This is a genomic window from Oricola indica (assembly GCF_965227485.1).
Taxonomy (GTDB): domain Bacteria; phylum Pseudomonadota; class Alphaproteobacteria; order Rhizobiales; family Rhizobiaceae; genus Oricola; species Oricola indica.
In genome coordinates this window covers 1528425-1543810 of the sequence record NZ_OZ245747.1, presented here as the reverse complement: position 1 = coordinate 1543810, position 15386 = coordinate 1528425, and the positions used below count along the sequence as shown (strand labels likewise).

The window sequence follows — 15386 nt, the reverse complement described above, 5'->3', positions numbered from 1 at the left end:
GGAAAGGCCGCGGGTCGCGTGTGCCCACGCCTCCGCGGCCTGCGTCAGTTTTTTTCCGCGGCTTTCCCGCTCGACGCGTCGACGATCGCGGCGAAGACGCCGAGACGGAAAAAGGGAAACCGCAAGGCCTGCGCGAGCGCTTCGCCGGAAAACGGAACGTCCTTGCCGTCCGGTCCCTGGACGTCGCGCCAGTCGACCAGGCTCTCGCGGATCATCGTCTGGAGTTCATCGTCGTCGCGGGTCGCGGCGAGCGCTTTCACACGGTCATCGGCCAACGCCTTGAACCGGCCCTCGAAGGACTGCTCGGCGATCTGGCCGGACTTGTCTGGATCGGGCGTCCGGACGGTTACCGGCCACCAGAATGTGTATTCGTCAGCGAGCACGAATTTCATGTCATTTCACCGTAATCGAGAGTTCGTCGTCGCCGGAATCCGGCGTCAGCATGAGAGGAAGGGACAGGTTGGCGATGCCCTGCGAGGAACCCTGCGTCGGTCGGCCGATCTCGACCTTCGGCGCATCGAGCTGCACGATATTGCCTGCAGTCGTCCCGTGAACCAGCTGCAGGGCGTCCCTGGTGCGTGCCTGGGCCGCAGCGAACCAGTTCTTCGAGGCAAGCAGCGGCGCCTCGAGCACGGCCGTTCCGGTTGATTGCCGGTCGGTCATCTCCGCCGACTCGGAGCCGATCAGATGACGCATCTCGATCGCGTTGCCGAGATTGACCTCGACGCTTTCGGAGATCAGTGCCGAAACGCTGTGCAGTTCCAGCGTCGTCTGTGCCTTGGAGACTGAAACCGGCCGCACGAAAGCGGAAACGTCGGCCGCCGGCAATGCGGTGTCGGAAATCGTGCCGACCAGGCCCATGAAGGTGAAACGGAAGCGCGGGATCTGCTTCGGCACGAAGGACATCGTTACATTGCCGCGCGCGCCGAGAATGATATGCCGCACGCCGTCGAGATAGTAATAGATCGCCACCGCTTCCTCGCCGGCCGAAACCGGCTCGTAGACAACCGAAGTCCCGGCATTGACGGTTTCCGCAAGGCCGCAGCCGCGCAGCAATGCTCCAAAGGCGGGAACGTCTCCGGCACCGCCGGCGCCGGCGATCTCGACTGAACCTTCCAGCCGGACATAATCGCCCGTCAGTTCGACGCCCTGGTGGCCGAGATAGGGGAGCAACAGGTCGCGGCTGACTTCCTCGCCGGCCAGCGGCTGAAGATCGACCTCGGTCATCAACATCGCGTTCGCGCCGGCGGTCGGCACCGGATCGGTGTTGTAGGCGCTGTGGACCTTGGCGAGCACCGCCAGTTTGCGGATCTTGCGTCCCATGGTCAGGTCTCCTTCGACTTCTTCGGCGCTACGACGACGGTGCCGCGGGATTTGGCGGCCTCGTCCTTCGTCGCTTCGCGCGGTCTGGCGCCTTCCGTCTCTCGGACGAAGCGGCCGGGTTTTCTGGGGATGTAAGCCATCAGGATTGCTCCTCGAGATAGGTTGAGGCGGCGAAGCGATCGTCGAACCAGACCGTGCCGGACCTGGCTTTGACGATCTGGCCGGAGACATGCTCCATCGGTTCGTCGGCCCCGTCCGGTTCGAAGCCGATCAGCTTGCCGCGCACCCAGGCCTTAAGGTCCTCGATGTCGCCTGCGGCCTCGCCCATGACGCGGTCGGTCAGGTTGTCGGTGATGATGACGACGGCGATGTCGGCTTCCATGCGCTGCAGAACCGGTCCCGTGGCGCGCGTGTTTTCCGCGCTCGCCTCTTCGGCGGCGAGCACATAGGCGGCCGGCGTCGCCGGTGGGCGGGTGTCGACGGCCGCGAGATCTACGGCGCCCTCGACAAGCGCGAAGGGCGATCCGGTCTCCTTCAGACGGGCGATCACGGAACTGACAACACTCATTTCGCGTCGCCTCCCGCCGCTTCCTCGAAATAGCTCTCGGTCGCCGCCAGGATCTCCGCGCGATCCTCGTCGGAAAAGCCGAGATAGGGCCTCGCCGGAATGGTGATGGTCCGTTCGCCGATCGTGACGCGCTTTTCGGTGGCGCGCTTGTGCGCCTTGCGGGCGAACTGGACGCGACCCTTTACCTTGCGCAGGCGGATCGTGCGCGACTGCGCATATTGCGTGATCGTCGCGCCGTCCTGGTGGGCCGCCGCATAAGGCAGATTGGTGCCGACCTCGGCCGAACGCTCGTCGCTCTCGCTCGAGATCGACGAATAGAGCCGCCCGCTGACGCGAAGGATGTTGTTGTAGCCGCGCGTGCCGCGGCCGATGCGCTTGGAGGCGGTGCGCGGCGACAGGCGCTGCCAAGGCGCGCCGTCCGGCGCGCGCTCGGTCTCGAAGCGGGTCTGCACGCCGCGCAGCATGATGCCCTCGATGCGCTGCATCAGCGGCGCGGTGTCGACGCCGGCGCGGGCCACGCGATCGAGCGCGGCGTTGATCTCCGCGTCGTCGATGACGATCTGAGCGGCGTCCGCCATCAGCCGAACCCTTTCATGGAGTCGCGCGTGAAGACGCGATCGGGCGCTTCGACACGAACCTCGCTGTCGCCGGCCTGAGGCGCCGCGATGCCGTCCGCCTCGAGCTGGACGAGGCCCTTGGCGACGTCCTTCAGCCAGGCGATTGCGCCGAGATAGTCGCGGGTGACGGGATCGTCCTTTTCGGTGCGGCGGCCGTGCAGGTAGTAGCGGGCGATTTCGCAGGTGACACGGGTGAGAATGTCGGGCGGCGAAGCGATCGGCAGCGCGTAGAGCTTGCCGACATAGGAATCGATTAGATCCTCGGCGTCGGAAAGGCACTTGGAGACCATGGTCGTGTCGATCGTCGTCGCCGGCCGGTTCACCTTGTCGGTGAGCTGGATCAATTCGGTCTCGCCGAAACGGTCGATCAGGTCCTGTTGCGTCGCGTAGGTCATGAGGTCCTCGGTAAGAAGGGCGCCGGGCAACCCTCCCGGCTGGCTGCGCGATCGAGGACGTCCTCGACTGGATCTCGGGCGGGGCGGCGCAGCTTCCCCTGGTATGCGTGCGGGCGGCGGGCTGAACCCCTAATCGCGCACAAAGGCGATGCGGTCTTTCGGCTTGACCCGGCCCCATGTGTCGATCAGGCGGGATCGGAGCTGGTCGGCGGCGCTCTGTTTCGGCTTCGGATCGCCGAGAGCCTCCATCATCTTGTCGAAGTCGCCCTCGACCGTGTCGAAGACCTTGGCTGCATTGGCGAGCTTGTCGGCCGGAAGCTTGGCGAGCTTCAGGAGGGCGGACTGGTTATCGGCGGCAGGTGTGCCGTGCAGGCGGCGACGAATATCCCGAGGAAGCTTCGAGCTGATTTCCTGCGCCATATAGATGGTGCGCTTCGAGCAGCCGAGACGCTCGGCGCAGTGCACTGCGAACCCTCGTTCCGCCTCTTCCTGCAGGACGTCCACGGGGCAAAGTGCAAAGTTTGCACTTTGGTCTCCGCCACGCTTGATCTTGCCGTGCTTCTGCTCCCAGACTTCGCGATAGGTTTGCACGAAGATCGCCCGATCGAGCGCCGAGAGATCGTTGCGGAAGAGGTTCTCCTCGATCTCCATCAGCACGGCGGTCAGCTTGTCCGCTTCGACAATGATCGCGTCGATTTCGGTCTCTTCGTTTTCCGAAATAGCCTTCAGCCGGTGAGCGCCCGCGACGAGCGTGAACTTACCACCCTTTGCGTTTGGCGTCCGTCGTACGGTAATCGGGTTGAGGAGTCCGCGTTCGACGATGGAAGTCTGGATCGCATAGACATGGTCCATGTCGACCTCGCGCAGGCGCTCCGGCACATGGATGTCAGCGATGGCAACGGCCTCAATCTTGCTCATCGTCGCCTCCGTCCTTCAGCGCTGCATGGGCGCTCTCGGCCATCGCCTCATAGGCGTCCTGGAATTCGGGGTACTGCAGGCGCTCGTCGATCGTGCGCAGCGCTCGGTTCACAGCGTCGCGGGAACGCTCCAGTTCCTCCGCCACGGCCCGCTTCGGCACGTCGAAATGCTGGACGAGCAGATGCAGTGCGATCTGCCGTGCGAGGGCGGCGTCGAACCAGTGATGCGGCGGCGATGCGATGTCCGCCTCGGAGAGGTGCGGGAAGCGGCTCTTCACCCCGCGCACGCTCGCCTCGAACAACGGCACGACGGCTTCGCGGCCGTTCAACAGATAGGTGGCGGGCGTCTCGGGTTCGGAAGCGCCGGTCGATTGTGCGAGCGCCTGGAACAGCAGCGGGAACGGCTCAGTCATCGCCCTGCCCTTCCTGCCGGCGGCGATCCCGCGTTATCTCCTCCTGCTTGTGCGCGCCCATGACGAACAGCAGCACGACGGCGCAGAAGATCAGATAGCCGATAGTGGCAACGCTCCAGCTCATGAGAACAGTCCCAGGAAGGAGATCGTCGCCGCGACGGATGCCGCCACGCTGATCGCGACGATGGCGTAGACCATAGGATCTGGTGCCTGGTCGTATTGGCACACTCTGAAATGGCCCTTCGAATGGAGGCGGCTCATGTCAGCGCCCCCGTTACCTTTCGACGTTGCGCCATCGTCGGCGGACGGGAATGATCCTGGGGCGACTTCCTTCGACCGGAAGCGTGATAGCGGTCACGCCACAGCAGCTCTGGTCTGGTTCCGAGAGCGGAGGCGATCGCCCGCTCCCCCTTGAGGTTCGGGGCGCGCAATGCGTCGCGCGCCGTCCCTGGGGGGAGTTTGAAATCGCGGTCTATGTCGCTGAGCTTGTATCCAGCTTCATACAGGCGAGCCTTGATGCGGGCGGCCTGCTCGATGCGCTTGTCGATTGCGGGCTTCGCTCCGCTCTTGGCGCTCGGATTGATCGAGTCCATAGTGGCTCCTGGTCACGAACCGGGAGGCTTTGCAGAGCCTCCTTTTTTCAACGGGCGAAAGCCCACCGGAGTGGGGAGAATAAGAACGTTCGGGGTTATTGTAAACCCCAATTGTTCTAAATTGTCATGGCAAGGCCTAGAAAGGCAGCGACGGGGGTTGGCGAGCGCATAGAAAGCCTTATTCCAACTGGAATTACAGTTGCCGATTTCTCAGAACAGATCGGCGTTTCAGATCGCACACTCGGAAATTACATCCGGGGCGATCGGGAGCCGAGCTTCGATTTTCTGGAACGATTGAGGAAAATCACCGACGTTGATCTGAATTGGTTGGTCACCGGCGGGGAAACGGTTCGGGGCCAGTTGCAAACGCAGGCTCTCTCATCCTCCAGTGATGTGGTCGCGATCGCTCGATATGCGGTGCAGGCATCGGCAGGTGGCGGCGCTGTCGCGATCGCGCAGGATGTCGAGGATTTCTTCTACGTGAATCGCGACTGGCTCGCCTCGATCGCGCCGCGCGGCGCACGGCTCGGTATGCTCGGTGGTCGGGGCGATTCCATGGAGCCGACGATCAGCGATGGCGACGTCCTGATAGTCACCTTCGACGTGACGCGACAGGATCTCGCGGCCGGCGGCGTCTTCGTCTTCACCTACGAGGGCGATATCTATCTCAAACGGTTGAGCTTGGCGCTGGACGGTTCGGTCCAAGTCATCTCCGACAACCAGTCCTATCCGATGCAGACCATCCCGGCCGATGTTGCCGAGGCGAAGCTAGAGATCAACGCCCGCGTAATTTGGGCTGGAGGACCATTAAAGTGAAATGCGTTTAGGAGACTTCGCAGCGTTAACCTCTCAATATGCCGACCCATTGGCCCTCGCCATTGAATAAATCGCACCTTGGGAAACCGTAAGCGTTCCAAAGATAGTCCATCTGCTCGGCAACGAAACGCTCGTAGTTATCGTCAATCTGATAGTCAGAAATAACGCTGGGAGGCAGATGCAATTCGTCTCGAGTGTAGGGCGGAGGTGGATCAAAATACTCCGCTGGTAAGGCCATACTCACATTGCTCATCCCAAAAAAAGAAATCTGCACTAGGACTGGTGTGGACATATCCAGCGCCCTGAGTCCTCTCATGTAAAAAGAAAGTGCTGCAATCAGCTGTTCTGCGACTGCCGTAGTTCGAAGTGCGCGTCCGCCACCTAAATTGCCGATGACACTCGCGTTGGTCGCTTCGACACTCCCGTTACGGAATATTTGGGTGTAACCGTGACACACATCGCCGCCCCTCGAACAAACGATTCCGTCGAGGTTGATACGATCGATGGCTGGCTGCGCTCCTAAGGGCGGGAAATTGTCCCTCTGCGCGCGTATCGCCTCTATTTCGACGCGGCGGTCGGCGCCAAAGTCGGGAAGCGGTACAAGATGCAGAACGACTGCCCCCTGTTCGACGGGAATGCGCAGGGGGCCGTCATTCGCTTGGATACGCAAGTGTCGTTCGCCAAGAAAGCTCTTCGCGCGTTCTTCGATTGAGCGTCTTTGTCCGAAAAGCTGGCGAAGCTCTTCGAGTGAGAGTTCGAACACACCCGTTGAATTTCGAGAGTAGTAACGATTGCTGTTTCGAGTGATGACACGGTGGGGTGGATTATAACTGCGGGGTACATGAATGATAATCAGGTCACCGGTCTCGGTTGGCACCCGCTTCATGCGTAGCCCGATAATTGACGGCTCAATACCTGTGCGTGCGATACTTTCCAGCCGCAGTAGTTCTGCATCGACATCAATCCCCGCGAGTGGGGAGAGCGCGGCGGCAACGCCATCTGCCTCTTCGATACCGATAATTAGATGTCCGCCCAAGCAGTTTGCAAACGCGGTAATATCTTTGAGGAACTCCTTCTTATCATCCTCCGTTCTTCCGTAGGTTTCTCTCTTGAAATCAAGGTGAACAGACTCCGTAGCAGCTGCATCCACGAGGCCTTGGATGGTCGTCCTGTCAATATCGTCAAAATTCCTACCGAGTAGCATTGGCTCACCGTTCCAAGTATGCATTGTTTCGCACAACTTAACGCGAGGTAGAGTGCATGGAAACCTGCCTCTAAGTTGTTGAAATGTTAGAAATTAAGCCAGCTTGAACGCGACTTGTGCACGAAGCCCAACTTGTTTTTGGATATCGCTTGCCGGTTTCGTCGCGGTACACCATCCTTGAATGGTAAGCGCTCAAATCCGAAATGCTATTTTATTCAATTGCTTATCGTCTCATCGACATTGTGTGTAATCATGTTTTCGAAGGTCATTTGAAGGATACTCAATAGGCATTCGAAGAGCGCAGGATTGAGCGAATATCCACAAAACCCGATGGCAATTGAACGACCGCCCGACTCCTGGCGAACAGCGGACAAGGCCTTGATTTGTCGTAGAATATCGCCAGTTCCCGCCTGATCCCGGATATTCCCGGAATTTCCAGAACCCGGTGTCAAACTACAACCGTTGTAGCGCGCCAGCTGGTTCTGGAATCTTTGTCACGAGGTTATGGAGCATTTATTGCGCGGCTCACCCCAGAGGGTCCGCCCTTTTAAAGCTCGAAAGCGGCTCGGCCGAGACGTGCATGTGCAGGTTAAACGGAATCCCTTCCGTAGTCGGCGCGCGCCGGCACGTTACGTCGACGAGCTCAGCATCATCCTCCAGAGGGCCAACGACGTAGTGAGGCACAAAAAGGCCAGCAGTGTAGAGCGCCCAACCTTCTATGACTTGATAATCCGGAAAGATCCGCACCCAACGTTCGGCATTTCTTTCGCATTTGCCAGGCTGCAGATGCAATTGGTCCAGCAGTTTAGCGTCGGTAAGAGGGATCATCCGCACCCGACAATCCCGCGTCTGCCAAGCATCACGAATGGCGAGTGCCGCTGCCTGTTTCACAGAGCGGCGTTCAACCAGAAATCCTGATTAATTTTGCTTTGCATGCTCGTTGAAGAGTTTGCCCGCACCAACCCATATCTGATCGGCCATCTCGACGATCAGCGTCAGTGATCGACCCACCGGCAGATAAAGCAGAAGCATGATCGCGAACTGGATCGAGAATAGCAGCGCGGCAAACGGGCTGGACGCGAGAACCGAAATGATAGCGAGGCGCGTAAATCTGCCGATTCTGAGCTTGGCGCCGGTGGGAATGCCACCGTTCGAACGATCGAAAATTCGACGCCAGGAAATGAATATCACGGCAGGGACGACCGCCGCGGCAAGTAACCAAGCAAGGCGCCGACTGTAGACGTGATCCATCAAGAACCCGATGTTGGCTCGATCGATCGGGCGCAAGTCATCTCGCTTCAGCAGCTGTTCGCCAAAAATGGCCACCTCAAGACGCGCGGGCTGCACTAACGCAGCAACACGATTACACAGATAGAGGTATGCAATTAGGGCACCGCCCGCATAGAGGATTATCGTGTACTCATTCGCCATTTTCTCGCCCTTCCGACCCAAGCCTGCGTGCTTCTTTGAATTGTTCGCGAAGCTCTATTTCCGGACCGACAACCGCAACATAACGCAAAAATCCTGCGCCTAGCACAAGTGTGCCGACGAGCATCCAATGCTCCCTGCACAAATAGGAAGCATACAGTATAAACCCAGCCAATATGGCTAAAATCGTGACGAACCCAGGATCCGAGCTTAATCCCGGCACGTCCGCAACGAGCCCTGCGGCGGCGCCGAATAGCGTCATTAGCGCGACGATGCGCCACAAAACCCACCATATGCATCTCATGTAGGCGATGAATCGCGGATATCCATATCCCACTAGAATGCCTCCCCCATGCGGGGAGACTATCTCACTACCACGTCGCAATACAATAGGGGCAATATTGCCAATAGAACGCGTGGATATAGGTGTTATTCCGATAGTTTATCAAGGAATAGATCCGATCCGGGGCACCTATACGGATTCCGATCGATACGCGGCAGTGCTCGTCATCACTGCACAGTCTTCCGCACTACTGCCATCGCCTCATCCGGATCGTGATCCGGAAAGACCTCGCGAAGCTGCTGCTCGGCCAATTGAACCGATCGCGCAGTCGGCGTTTTGGCGGGCTTCATTGAGATCTCGAAACCGGATAGCCCCTTCATGACGAGCTCGGCGATCGCACGCTCGGCTTCCTCGCGCGTCTGCCAGTTCTTGTCCCCGAACGCCTTTCGAACGTCCTTCGAGGCGGATTTGAGCGGCACACAGATGGCGGCTCGCAGGGTGCTTTCGGGTGCCTTTGACCTACTCCACTGAATGAGCCCATTCATAGGCTAGCCCTGTTCATCTTGTGGTTCGTTGCGGACCGGGTTGCAAACTCGTTCGGGGTGAGCCCGTCGAGGCTCGTGTGGGGGCGGTTCAGGTTGTAGTCGATCCTCCAGTCCTCGATGATCTCACGAGCATGGCGACGGCTGGTGAAGAGATGCTTGTTCAAGCACTCGTCCCTCAGGCGTCCTTTGAAGCTCTCGCAAGATCCATTCTCCCAAGGTGAGCCTGGCTCGGTGCAGGAGCTCTCGGCGCCGGTGGCCGTGATCCAGTCGCGCACGCAATGAGCAACGAACCTCGGGCCGAGCGCTCAACTGTGCCGATGCGTGCTATTAGCCGCCATCAACGAATTGGCGTCATCGGACAGGTTCGTTTCTTCAACGCTGGCTTATAGGCGTTCGACACACCTTCTGGCTTGACGGTGTTTCCGGCGGTCTAAATGATCCGGTGATGTCCAGACTTCAGAGCATCACTACAAGGCAGTACCGGGTTTTTCTTCATCTGCTGAAGGTCAAGAGCGTTACGGAAACGGCGCACCATTTCGAAACCTCTCAGCCAGCGGTCAGCCGGTTGCTCGCGGAAATGCGGGAGCGCTTCAGTGACGGGCTTCTGGTGCGCAGCGGCGAGCGCATGGTCATCACCGATCGCGGTCGGATCATTCGCGACGAACTCCAGGCCATTCTGGATCGCCTGTCGGATCTCATCGAGCCGGAGCCGGAATTCGACCCGCAAACCTCGGAGACGGAATTCTCGCTGGGTTTCGCCGACTCCAACATGGTCAGCCTCGTTCCGCCGGTCGTCGCGGCAATTTCACATGCGGGTCCCGGCCTGAAGGCGCGTGTCAGGCCGATCGACGATTCTGTCGATGTCCTGTCGGCGCTGGAGGAAAGGGAACTCGATGTCGTCGTGGATTGCGTGACGGAGTTCACCCGCGACACATACGAAAACCTTCGCTACGCGCCGATCGGCACGGACGAGATCGTGTTGCTGGCGCGCTCGGATCATCCCGTGGTCGCCCGGCCGCCGCAGACGGCGGAAGACTATCTCGCGCTCGAACACATCGCGCCCTTTCCCGTTTCCAATTTCGAAAAGGGGCCAATCGACGGATCGCTGAAGGCGTTGAAAACACCCCGCCGCATCAGTTGGTTCATACCCGAATACAGCCTGATCCCGAACGTGCTGCTCGACTCGGACCTTGTCTTCACCACATGCCGCCGTTTCGCCGATGTCTACGCAAACATCCTTCCTCTCTCGATCGTAGACGCGCCCGGCTTCTTTCCCCGCATGGAGTTCCGGCTGCTGTGGCACGACGTGACCAATCAAAATCCCAGCGCAATCTGGCTGCGTGACACGATCATTCGCGCCGCTAAAATAGGCAATCTTCAAGTTTGACGCGTTTTTTTGCACATTATTTATGCGTTATGGATAAAGGTTGCATCATATCATCATTGATATGAACTGAATTCGCCGCCCGGCATTTTGGAAGGCAAAGTCCCTTTCTATAGTCCGGCCATCGCAGTTCGACAGACAATCGCAAAACGCTTTCAACGGCCCGTAGAGACGGATGCCGATTAGGGAAAGTGCGATCCGGCCAAACAGCGATACCCATCAGGACAACGGGACTGTCAGGGCCCCGAACAAGTCGAGAAGGAACGTCAAACATGACACGTATTCGGAAATTCGCCAGCGGTCTGGCCGCGGCAACCATCCTCGGTTTCGGCTCGGCGGCAGGCGCCAGCGCCGAAACCAGCGTAGCGCTTGTCCTGCCGGGTTCCGTCGCCGACGGCGGCTGGAACGAAGGCGCCTACAAGGGGCTCAAGGCACTGGAAGCCTCGGGAGACTTCACGGTCGCATTCTCGGAAAATGTGAGCCAGGCCGATATTCCCGCCGTGGTCCAGGGTTATGCCGATGACGGCATGGACCTGATCATCGGGCACGGCTTCCAGTTCGGCAGCCTCTTCGCGGAGATCTCGGTCGAATATCCGGATCAGGCGTTTTTCGCGACGACGAGCGCACCCGGCAACACGGAGATTCCGGAAAACGCACTCTATGTCGAATTTCGCTACCAGGACGCCGCCTATGGCGCGGGTGTCCTTGCGGCCCTCATGTCGGACGGGAATGCTGTCGGCATGGTCGGCGGCGGCGACAATCCGACAACGCAGATCATGGCGACCAATTTCGTAAAGGCAGCCGAAGCCACGAAGGAAGGCCTGAAGGGATATTCCATCATCACCGGCGACTACAATGACGCCGCAAAGGGGCGAGAGGCTGCCTCGACCATGATCGGCAATGGCGCCGACGTGATCTGGCACACCGCCGACATTACCGGAATCGGCGCGATCGAGGGTGCGGCCTCGGGCGGCGCGAAGGCTATCGGAATGTTCTCCGACCAGAAGGAACTCGCACCGGAGGCGATCGCCACCAGCTTCGCGGCAAACAATGCCGGACTGGTCGAGGCCGTCGCGAAAATGGTGGCTGACGGCAGCTTCGAGGGCGGCAGGATGTGGGAGCCGGAGCTCGGCTTCGCCTGGGTGACCGTCTATGGCGACGCCGCCTACAATCCGGACGTCATCTCCGCCGAGGACTGGGCAGTCTTCCAGGATACCTGGGCCAAGATCGACAGCGGCGAAATCGAGGTTTCGGCCGAATAGAAAAGCGCTCCCAAGGCGACCGGGGGCATGCTCCCGGTCCGCCGGACCACGACAAGATGACATCCGAACCGTCCACATTCCTGCGCATGGCTTCCATCACCAAGCGTTTCGGCGCATCGGTGCTTGCCAATGACCGCGTCGATTTCGACCTGCGTCAGGGCGAAGTGCACGCGCTGCTCGGCGAAAACGGCGCCGGCAAATCGACGCTCATGAACATTCTTTACGGCCTCTACGAGCCGACGGAAGGACAGATCGAGCTCGACGGACTGCCAATATCGTTGCGCGATCCCGCCGATGCGATCGAATACGGCATTGGCATGATTCACCAGGAATTCATGCTGATCGATTCCTTCACGGTGGTCGAAAACATCGTGATGGGCACGACAACGCTGCCCGAGGGGGCGGAACGGACCAGCGCGGCGCGCCGGCTCGTGCGCGAGATCTCGGCGGATTACGGCCTGCATGTGGATCCGGATGCCAGGATCGAAGACATGTCGGTGGGCCAGCGGCAGCGCGTGGAGATCCTGAAGCTCCTGTTCCGCCACGCAAAGCTGCTTATTCTCGACGAACCGACGGCCGTTCTGACGCCTCAGGAAACCGATGCGCTTTTCGAGGTGCTGGAAAGACTGAAGGCCTCCGGCCACGCCATCGTCATCGTCACGCACAAGATGCATGAGGTCATGGCAATTTCGGACCGCGTCTCCGTCATGCGCGGCGGCCGGATGATCGCCACCGTCAACACCGCGGAAACCGACGAGAAGTCGCTGGTGCGGCTTATGGTCGGCCGCGATCTGGACATGCACCTCGATCGCGAAACCAGGGATCGTGACGGCCCTCTGCTGGAGGTCGCCGGACTGGTGGTCGCCCGCAGAGACGGTTCCAAACCGGCCGAACCGGCCAGCTTCTCGATCCGGCGCGGCGAAATCCTCGGCTTTGCCGGTGTCGACGGCAACGGCCAGACGGAACTGATCGAGGCCCTGTTCGGTCTTGGAACGATATTCGACGGCAACATACTTCTGGACGACCGGGACATCACGGACCTGTCTTGCCTGGACCGCCGTAACGCCGGCCTCGGATATATCCCGCCGGACCGCCGCGGTGTCGGCGCGCAGGTCACGCTCTCGATCGAGGACAATTTGATCCTCGGCTCCGGCAAATCATATTCGCCGACCGGTTTCATCGACCGCCATACGGTCCGTAACGACGCGGACAAGGTCATCGATCGCTTCGACATCAAGGCGCCGGACGCGGATTTCATCTCGGGAAACCTGTCCGGCGGCAACCTGCAAAAGCTCGTGCTTGGCCGCGAAGTGTCGCGCAGTCCGCAACTCCTGCTGATCGAGCAGCCGACCCGCGGCCTCGACGTTGGCGCGATCGAGCTGATCTGGGCGGAAATCATGGCCCTTCGCAACGCCGGCGCGGCCATCCTCCTCGCTTCCACGGAGCTGGAGGAAATCATGGCGCTGTCCGATCGCATCGCGGTCATGTTCGAGGGACGGATCATGGGCGTCGTGCCACGGGCCGAGGCAGACACGCAGCTCCTCGGCGCGATGATGGCCGGCCGAACCCTGGAACAGGCGCGCGACCCACAGGTGATCCCATGACCATCCGTCTTGAAAAACGCGAGACGCCTCTCGTCGGTGGCTGGACGGTCATCGTCTTTTCCGTGGCCGCGGTGCTTGTCGGCATGGCGGTGGGCGGGCTGCTGTTTCTGCCATTCGACGCCAGCCCGCTCGATGGCTACGCAGCGTTGATCGGCAAGGCATTCTTTAATCTGCGCGGGTTCGGATTCACGCTCGTCGCGGCCACGCCGCTGATGCTGGTGAGCTTCGGGACAATCGTCGCGTGGCGCTGCGGCTTCATCTTCCTCGGCTTCGAGGGCTGCCTTCTGATCGGTGCCATGGGCGGAACGATGATCGGGCTGCAGGCGCTTGACGGCGGAACGCTGGCGGGGCTCCCGCCTGTCCTGGTCACGTCGCTCGCGCTGGCGTGGGGCGGCGTTCTTGGCGCGTTCTGGGCGGCTATCGTCGGTGAACTCAAAGTGCGCTACGGCGGCAACGAGGTGCTGATCGCCCTGATGATGAATTTCCTGGCGATCTACCTGGTGCAGTATCTGGTTGTCGGGCCATGGCGCGTCGTCGGCGACATGCCGCAAACCGACCGCCTGCCGCGCGACCTCTGGCTTCCCTATATCGTTGACGGCACCCGGCTGCATGCCGGCATCCTGGTGGCGCTCGTGGCGGGCATATTCGTCCACATCCTGATGACGAAGACGCGCGCCGGCTACGAGATGATCTCGAGCGGCCTCAATTCCAAGTCGGCGCGTTACGGCGGCATCGATGTGGCGCAGCGGCAAAGACAGGCCGCCTTTATCGCCGGAGGAATGGCCGGGCTGGCCGGCGCGATCACCATTTTTGGCGTGCATCACCGTCTCCTCGACGGGCTTTCCGACGGGACCGGCTTCCTCGGCATCGTCACCGCGCTGCTTGGTCGGTTGACCGCGCCAGGCGCCGTGGTGGCGTCGGTGCTTTACGGCGGCTTGTCGGTGGGCGGGGACGCCATGCAACGCCAGTCGGGTCTGCCGTCTTCGATCGTCGTGATTGTGCAGGCCACGATCGTCCTTCTGCTGCTGGCAAGCGAAGTGCTGCGGACACACCGGCTTGTCTTCGCAAATCCCGCGGCAACGGAGGCCTGAATGGAATCGCTGCTTGAAATCAGCTTCATTACGACCTGGCTCGCCGCTTCGCTGCGCCTTACCGGCCCGCTGCTTCTGGCCGCCATTGGCGAGTTGTACAGCGAGCGCGGCGGCGTTTTGAATGTCGGCATCGAAGGCACGATCCTGTTCGGGGCGCTGGCGAGCTACCTTACCGCCATCTGGACCGGCAGTCCGTGGGCCGGCGTGGCCGCAGCCGCCATCATCGGCGTCGCCGTCAATGCATTTCTGGCCTGGATGTATGTCGTGATCAAAGCCAGCCAGGTCGTGGTCGGCATCATTTTCAACGTCCTCGCCATGGGGGCGGCGAGCTACGCCTTTCGCACTCTCATGGGCGACATCCCGCGCATCGAAACCGCTCCGATGCTGCCGGAAATTTCCGTTCCGGGACTGAGCCGCATCCCGCTGATCGGCCCATCATTCTTCGAGCAGTCCATCATGTTCTATCTGACGCTTGCGATTGCTGTCGGTTCGGGGATCTTGCTGTACCGCACGCGCTTCGGGCTGAACCTGCGCGCAGTTGGTGAAAACCCGAAAGCCGCTGCCGCGGCAGGTGTCAATATCGTGCGGATGCGCGTTCTTGGCGTGCTTGCCTCCGGCCTTGGCGGCGGTCTTGCAGGAGCCTACTTCGTTCTTGTCCAGATCGGCCTCTTTCGCGACACGATCGTACAGGGCCGCGGATTTATCGCGCTTGGCATCGTGATCCTTGCGCGATGGAACCCTTATCTCGCCATCCTCGCGGCATTCGGTTTCGCGGCAATGGACGCGCTGCCCTTGTCGCTGCAACTGCTTGATCTGGGCATTCCGTCCCAGCTTCTGGTCGCGCTTCCGTACCTGCTTACCGTTCTCGCCGTTTCCGGCGTGTTCGGCCGATCCCGGAACCCGGCATCGTTGATGGTGCCCTATCACGCCGACCGTTGACGCA

General features: G+C 60.5%; 22 protein-coding genes and 1 pseudogene. 7 read left to right on the top strand and 16 right to left on the bottom strand.

What is annotated here, in order from left to right; translation table 11 throughout:
- Window positions 1-44: 44 nt before the first annotated feature.
- The 11 genes from ACQK2M_RS07870 to ACQK2M_RS07820 form a co-directional block, all read right to left on the bottom strand.
- On the bottom strand, window positions 45-392 hold the full coding sequence (locus ACQK2M_RS07870) for a hypothetical protein (RefSeq protein WP_425417331.1): 348 nt from the start codon (window positions 390-392) through the stop codon (window positions 45-47).
- 1 nt (window position 393) lies between these two features.
- Window positions 394-1323, bottom strand: coding sequence for a phage tail tube protein (locus tag ACQK2M_RS07865; protein WP_425417330.1), 930 nt, complete (start codon window positions 1321-1323; stop codon window positions 394-396).
- Window positions 1324-1325: 2 nt separating this feature from the next.
- Complete coding sequence (locus tag ACQK2M_RS07860; protein ID WP_425417329.1) at window positions 1326-1463, bottom strand: hypothetical protein; 138 nt, start codon at window positions 1461-1463, stop codon at window positions 1326-1328.
- Window positions 1463-1891, bottom strand: coding sequence for a phage tail terminator protein (locus ACQK2M_RS07855; RefSeq protein WP_425417328.1), 429 nt, complete (start codon window positions 1889-1891; stop codon window positions 1463-1465). Before ACQK2M_RS07855 ends, ACQK2M_RS07860 begins: the two co-directional genes overlap by 1 nt.
- A complete protein-coding gene (locus ACQK2M_RS07850; RefSeq protein ID WP_425417327.1) occupies window positions 1888-2469 on the bottom strand; it encodes a phage virion morphogenesis protein in 582 nt (193 codons plus the stop codon). The genes ACQK2M_RS07855 and ACQK2M_RS07850 overlap by 4 nt, the downstream gene beginning before the upstream one ends.
- Window positions 2469-2903 (bottom strand): gp436 family protein, encoded by a 435-nt coding sequence (locus tag ACQK2M_RS07845; protein WP_425417326.1) that lies wholly within the window; start codon window positions 2901-2903, stop codon window positions 2469-2471. The genes ACQK2M_RS07850 and ACQK2M_RS07845 overlap by 1 nt, the downstream gene beginning before the upstream one ends.
- 129 nt (window positions 2904-3032) lie before the next feature.
- Window positions 3033-3821: a ParB N-terminal domain-containing protein gene (locus ACQK2M_RS07840; RefSeq protein ID WP_425417325.1), complete on the bottom strand. Its 789-nt coding sequence runs from the start codon at window positions 3819-3821 to the stop codon at window positions 3033-3035.
- Window positions 3808-4233, bottom strand: a complete 426-nt coding sequence (locus tag ACQK2M_RS07835; RefSeq protein ID WP_425417324.1) for a hypothetical protein — start codon at window positions 4231-4233, stop codon at window positions 3808-3810. The genes ACQK2M_RS07840 and ACQK2M_RS07835 overlap by 14 nt, the downstream gene beginning before the upstream one ends.
- Entirely contained in the window at window positions 4226-4357 is a 132-nt protein-coding gene (locus tag ACQK2M_RS07830; protein ID WP_425417323.1) for a hypothetical protein, read from the bottom strand. Before ACQK2M_RS07830 ends, ACQK2M_RS07835 begins: the two co-directional genes overlap by 8 nt.
- Entirely contained in the window at window positions 4354-4494 is a 141-nt protein-coding gene (locus tag ACQK2M_RS07825; RefSeq protein ID WP_425417322.1) for a hypothetical protein, read from the bottom strand. Before ACQK2M_RS07825 ends, ACQK2M_RS07830 begins: the two co-directional genes overlap by 4 nt.
- Window positions 4491-4826 (bottom strand): helix-turn-helix domain-containing protein, encoded by a 336-nt coding sequence (locus tag ACQK2M_RS07820; RefSeq protein WP_425417321.1) that lies wholly within the window; start codon window positions 4824-4826, stop codon window positions 4491-4493. The genes ACQK2M_RS07825 and ACQK2M_RS07820 overlap by 4 nt, the downstream gene beginning before the upstream one ends.
- 126 nt (window positions 4827-4952) lie before the next feature.
- On the opposite strand from ACQK2M_RS07820, the pseudogene ACQK2M_RS07815 reads away from it, so the two are divergent.
- Both ACQK2M_RS07815 and ACQK2M_RS07810 read left to right on the top strand, forming a co-directional pair.
- Window positions 4953-5165, top strand: a pseudogene (locus tag ACQK2M_RS07815) (helix-turn-helix domain-containing protein); the annotation flags it as partial.
- Window positions 5166-5186: 21 nt separating this feature from the next.
- On the top strand, window positions 5187-5642 hold the full coding sequence (locus tag ACQK2M_RS07810) for a S24 family peptidase (RefSeq protein ID WP_425420004.1): 456 nt from the start codon (window positions 5187-5189) through the stop codon (window positions 5640-5642).
- A gap of 25 nt (window positions 5643-5667) precedes the next feature.
- Here the strand turns inward: ACQK2M_RS07810 and ACQK2M_RS07805 are convergent, their stop codons facing one another.
- From ACQK2M_RS07805 to ACQK2M_RS07785, 5 genes are all read right to left on the bottom strand, one after another.
- Entirely contained in the window at window positions 5668-6870 is a 1203-nt protein-coding gene (locus ACQK2M_RS07805) for an AlbA family DNA-binding domain-containing protein (protein WP_425417320.1), read from the bottom strand.
- Window positions 6871-7371: 501 nt separating this feature from the next.
- Window positions 7372-7737 (bottom strand): hypothetical protein, encoded by a 366-nt coding sequence (locus ACQK2M_RS07800; RefSeq protein WP_425417319.1) that lies wholly within the window; start codon window positions 7735-7737, stop codon window positions 7372-7374.
- A 27-nt stretch (window positions 7738-7764) separates the two neighbouring features.
- Entirely contained in the window at window positions 7765-8277 is a 513-nt protein-coding gene (locus ACQK2M_RS07795) for a hypothetical protein (RefSeq protein ID WP_425417318.1), read from the bottom strand.
- Window positions 8278-8784: 507 nt separating this feature from the next.
- Window positions 8785-9102, bottom strand: a complete 318-nt coding sequence (locus tag ACQK2M_RS07790; RefSeq protein WP_425417317.1) for a hypothetical protein — start codon at window positions 9100-9102, stop codon at window positions 8785-8787.
- A complete protein-coding gene (locus ACQK2M_RS07785) occupies window positions 9099-9377 on the bottom strand; it encodes an integrase core domain-containing protein (protein ID WP_425417316.1) in 279 nt (92 codons plus the stop codon). Before ACQK2M_RS07785 ends, ACQK2M_RS07790 begins: the two co-directional genes overlap by 4 nt.
- Before the next feature lie 170 nt (window positions 9378-9547).
- Between ACQK2M_RS07785 and ACQK2M_RS07780 the strand changes: the two genes are divergently transcribed.
- The 5 genes from ACQK2M_RS07780 to ACQK2M_RS07760 all read left to right on the top strand — a co-directional run bounded on the left by ACQK2M_RS07780 (window position 9548) and on the right by ACQK2M_RS07760 (window position 15382).
- Complete coding sequence (locus ACQK2M_RS07780; protein WP_425417315.1) at window positions 9548-10489, top strand: LysR family transcriptional regulator; 942 nt, start codon at window positions 9548-9550, stop codon at window positions 10487-10489.
- A gap of 269 nt (window positions 10490-10758) precedes the next feature.
- Entirely contained in the window at window positions 10759-11748 is a 990-nt protein-coding gene (locus tag ACQK2M_RS07775) for a BMP family protein (RefSeq protein ID WP_425417314.1), read from the top strand.
- Window positions 11749-11804: 56 nt separating this feature from the next.
- Entirely contained in the window at window positions 11805-13352 is a 1548-nt protein-coding gene (locus ACQK2M_RS07770; protein WP_425417313.1) for an ABC transporter ATP-binding protein, read from the top strand.
- Window positions 13349-14443, top strand: a complete 1095-nt coding sequence (locus ACQK2M_RS07765) for an ABC transporter permease (protein WP_425417312.1) — start codon at window positions 13349-13351, stop codon at window positions 14441-14443. Before ACQK2M_RS07770 ends, ACQK2M_RS07765 begins: the two co-directional genes overlap by 4 nt.
- Window positions 14444-15382, top strand: a complete 939-nt coding sequence (locus ACQK2M_RS07760) for an ABC transporter permease (RefSeq protein ID WP_425417311.1) — start codon at window positions 14444-14446, stop codon at window positions 15380-15382. It begins immediately after the preceding gene.
- The last annotated feature ends 4 nt before the right edge of the window (window positions 15383-15386 follow it).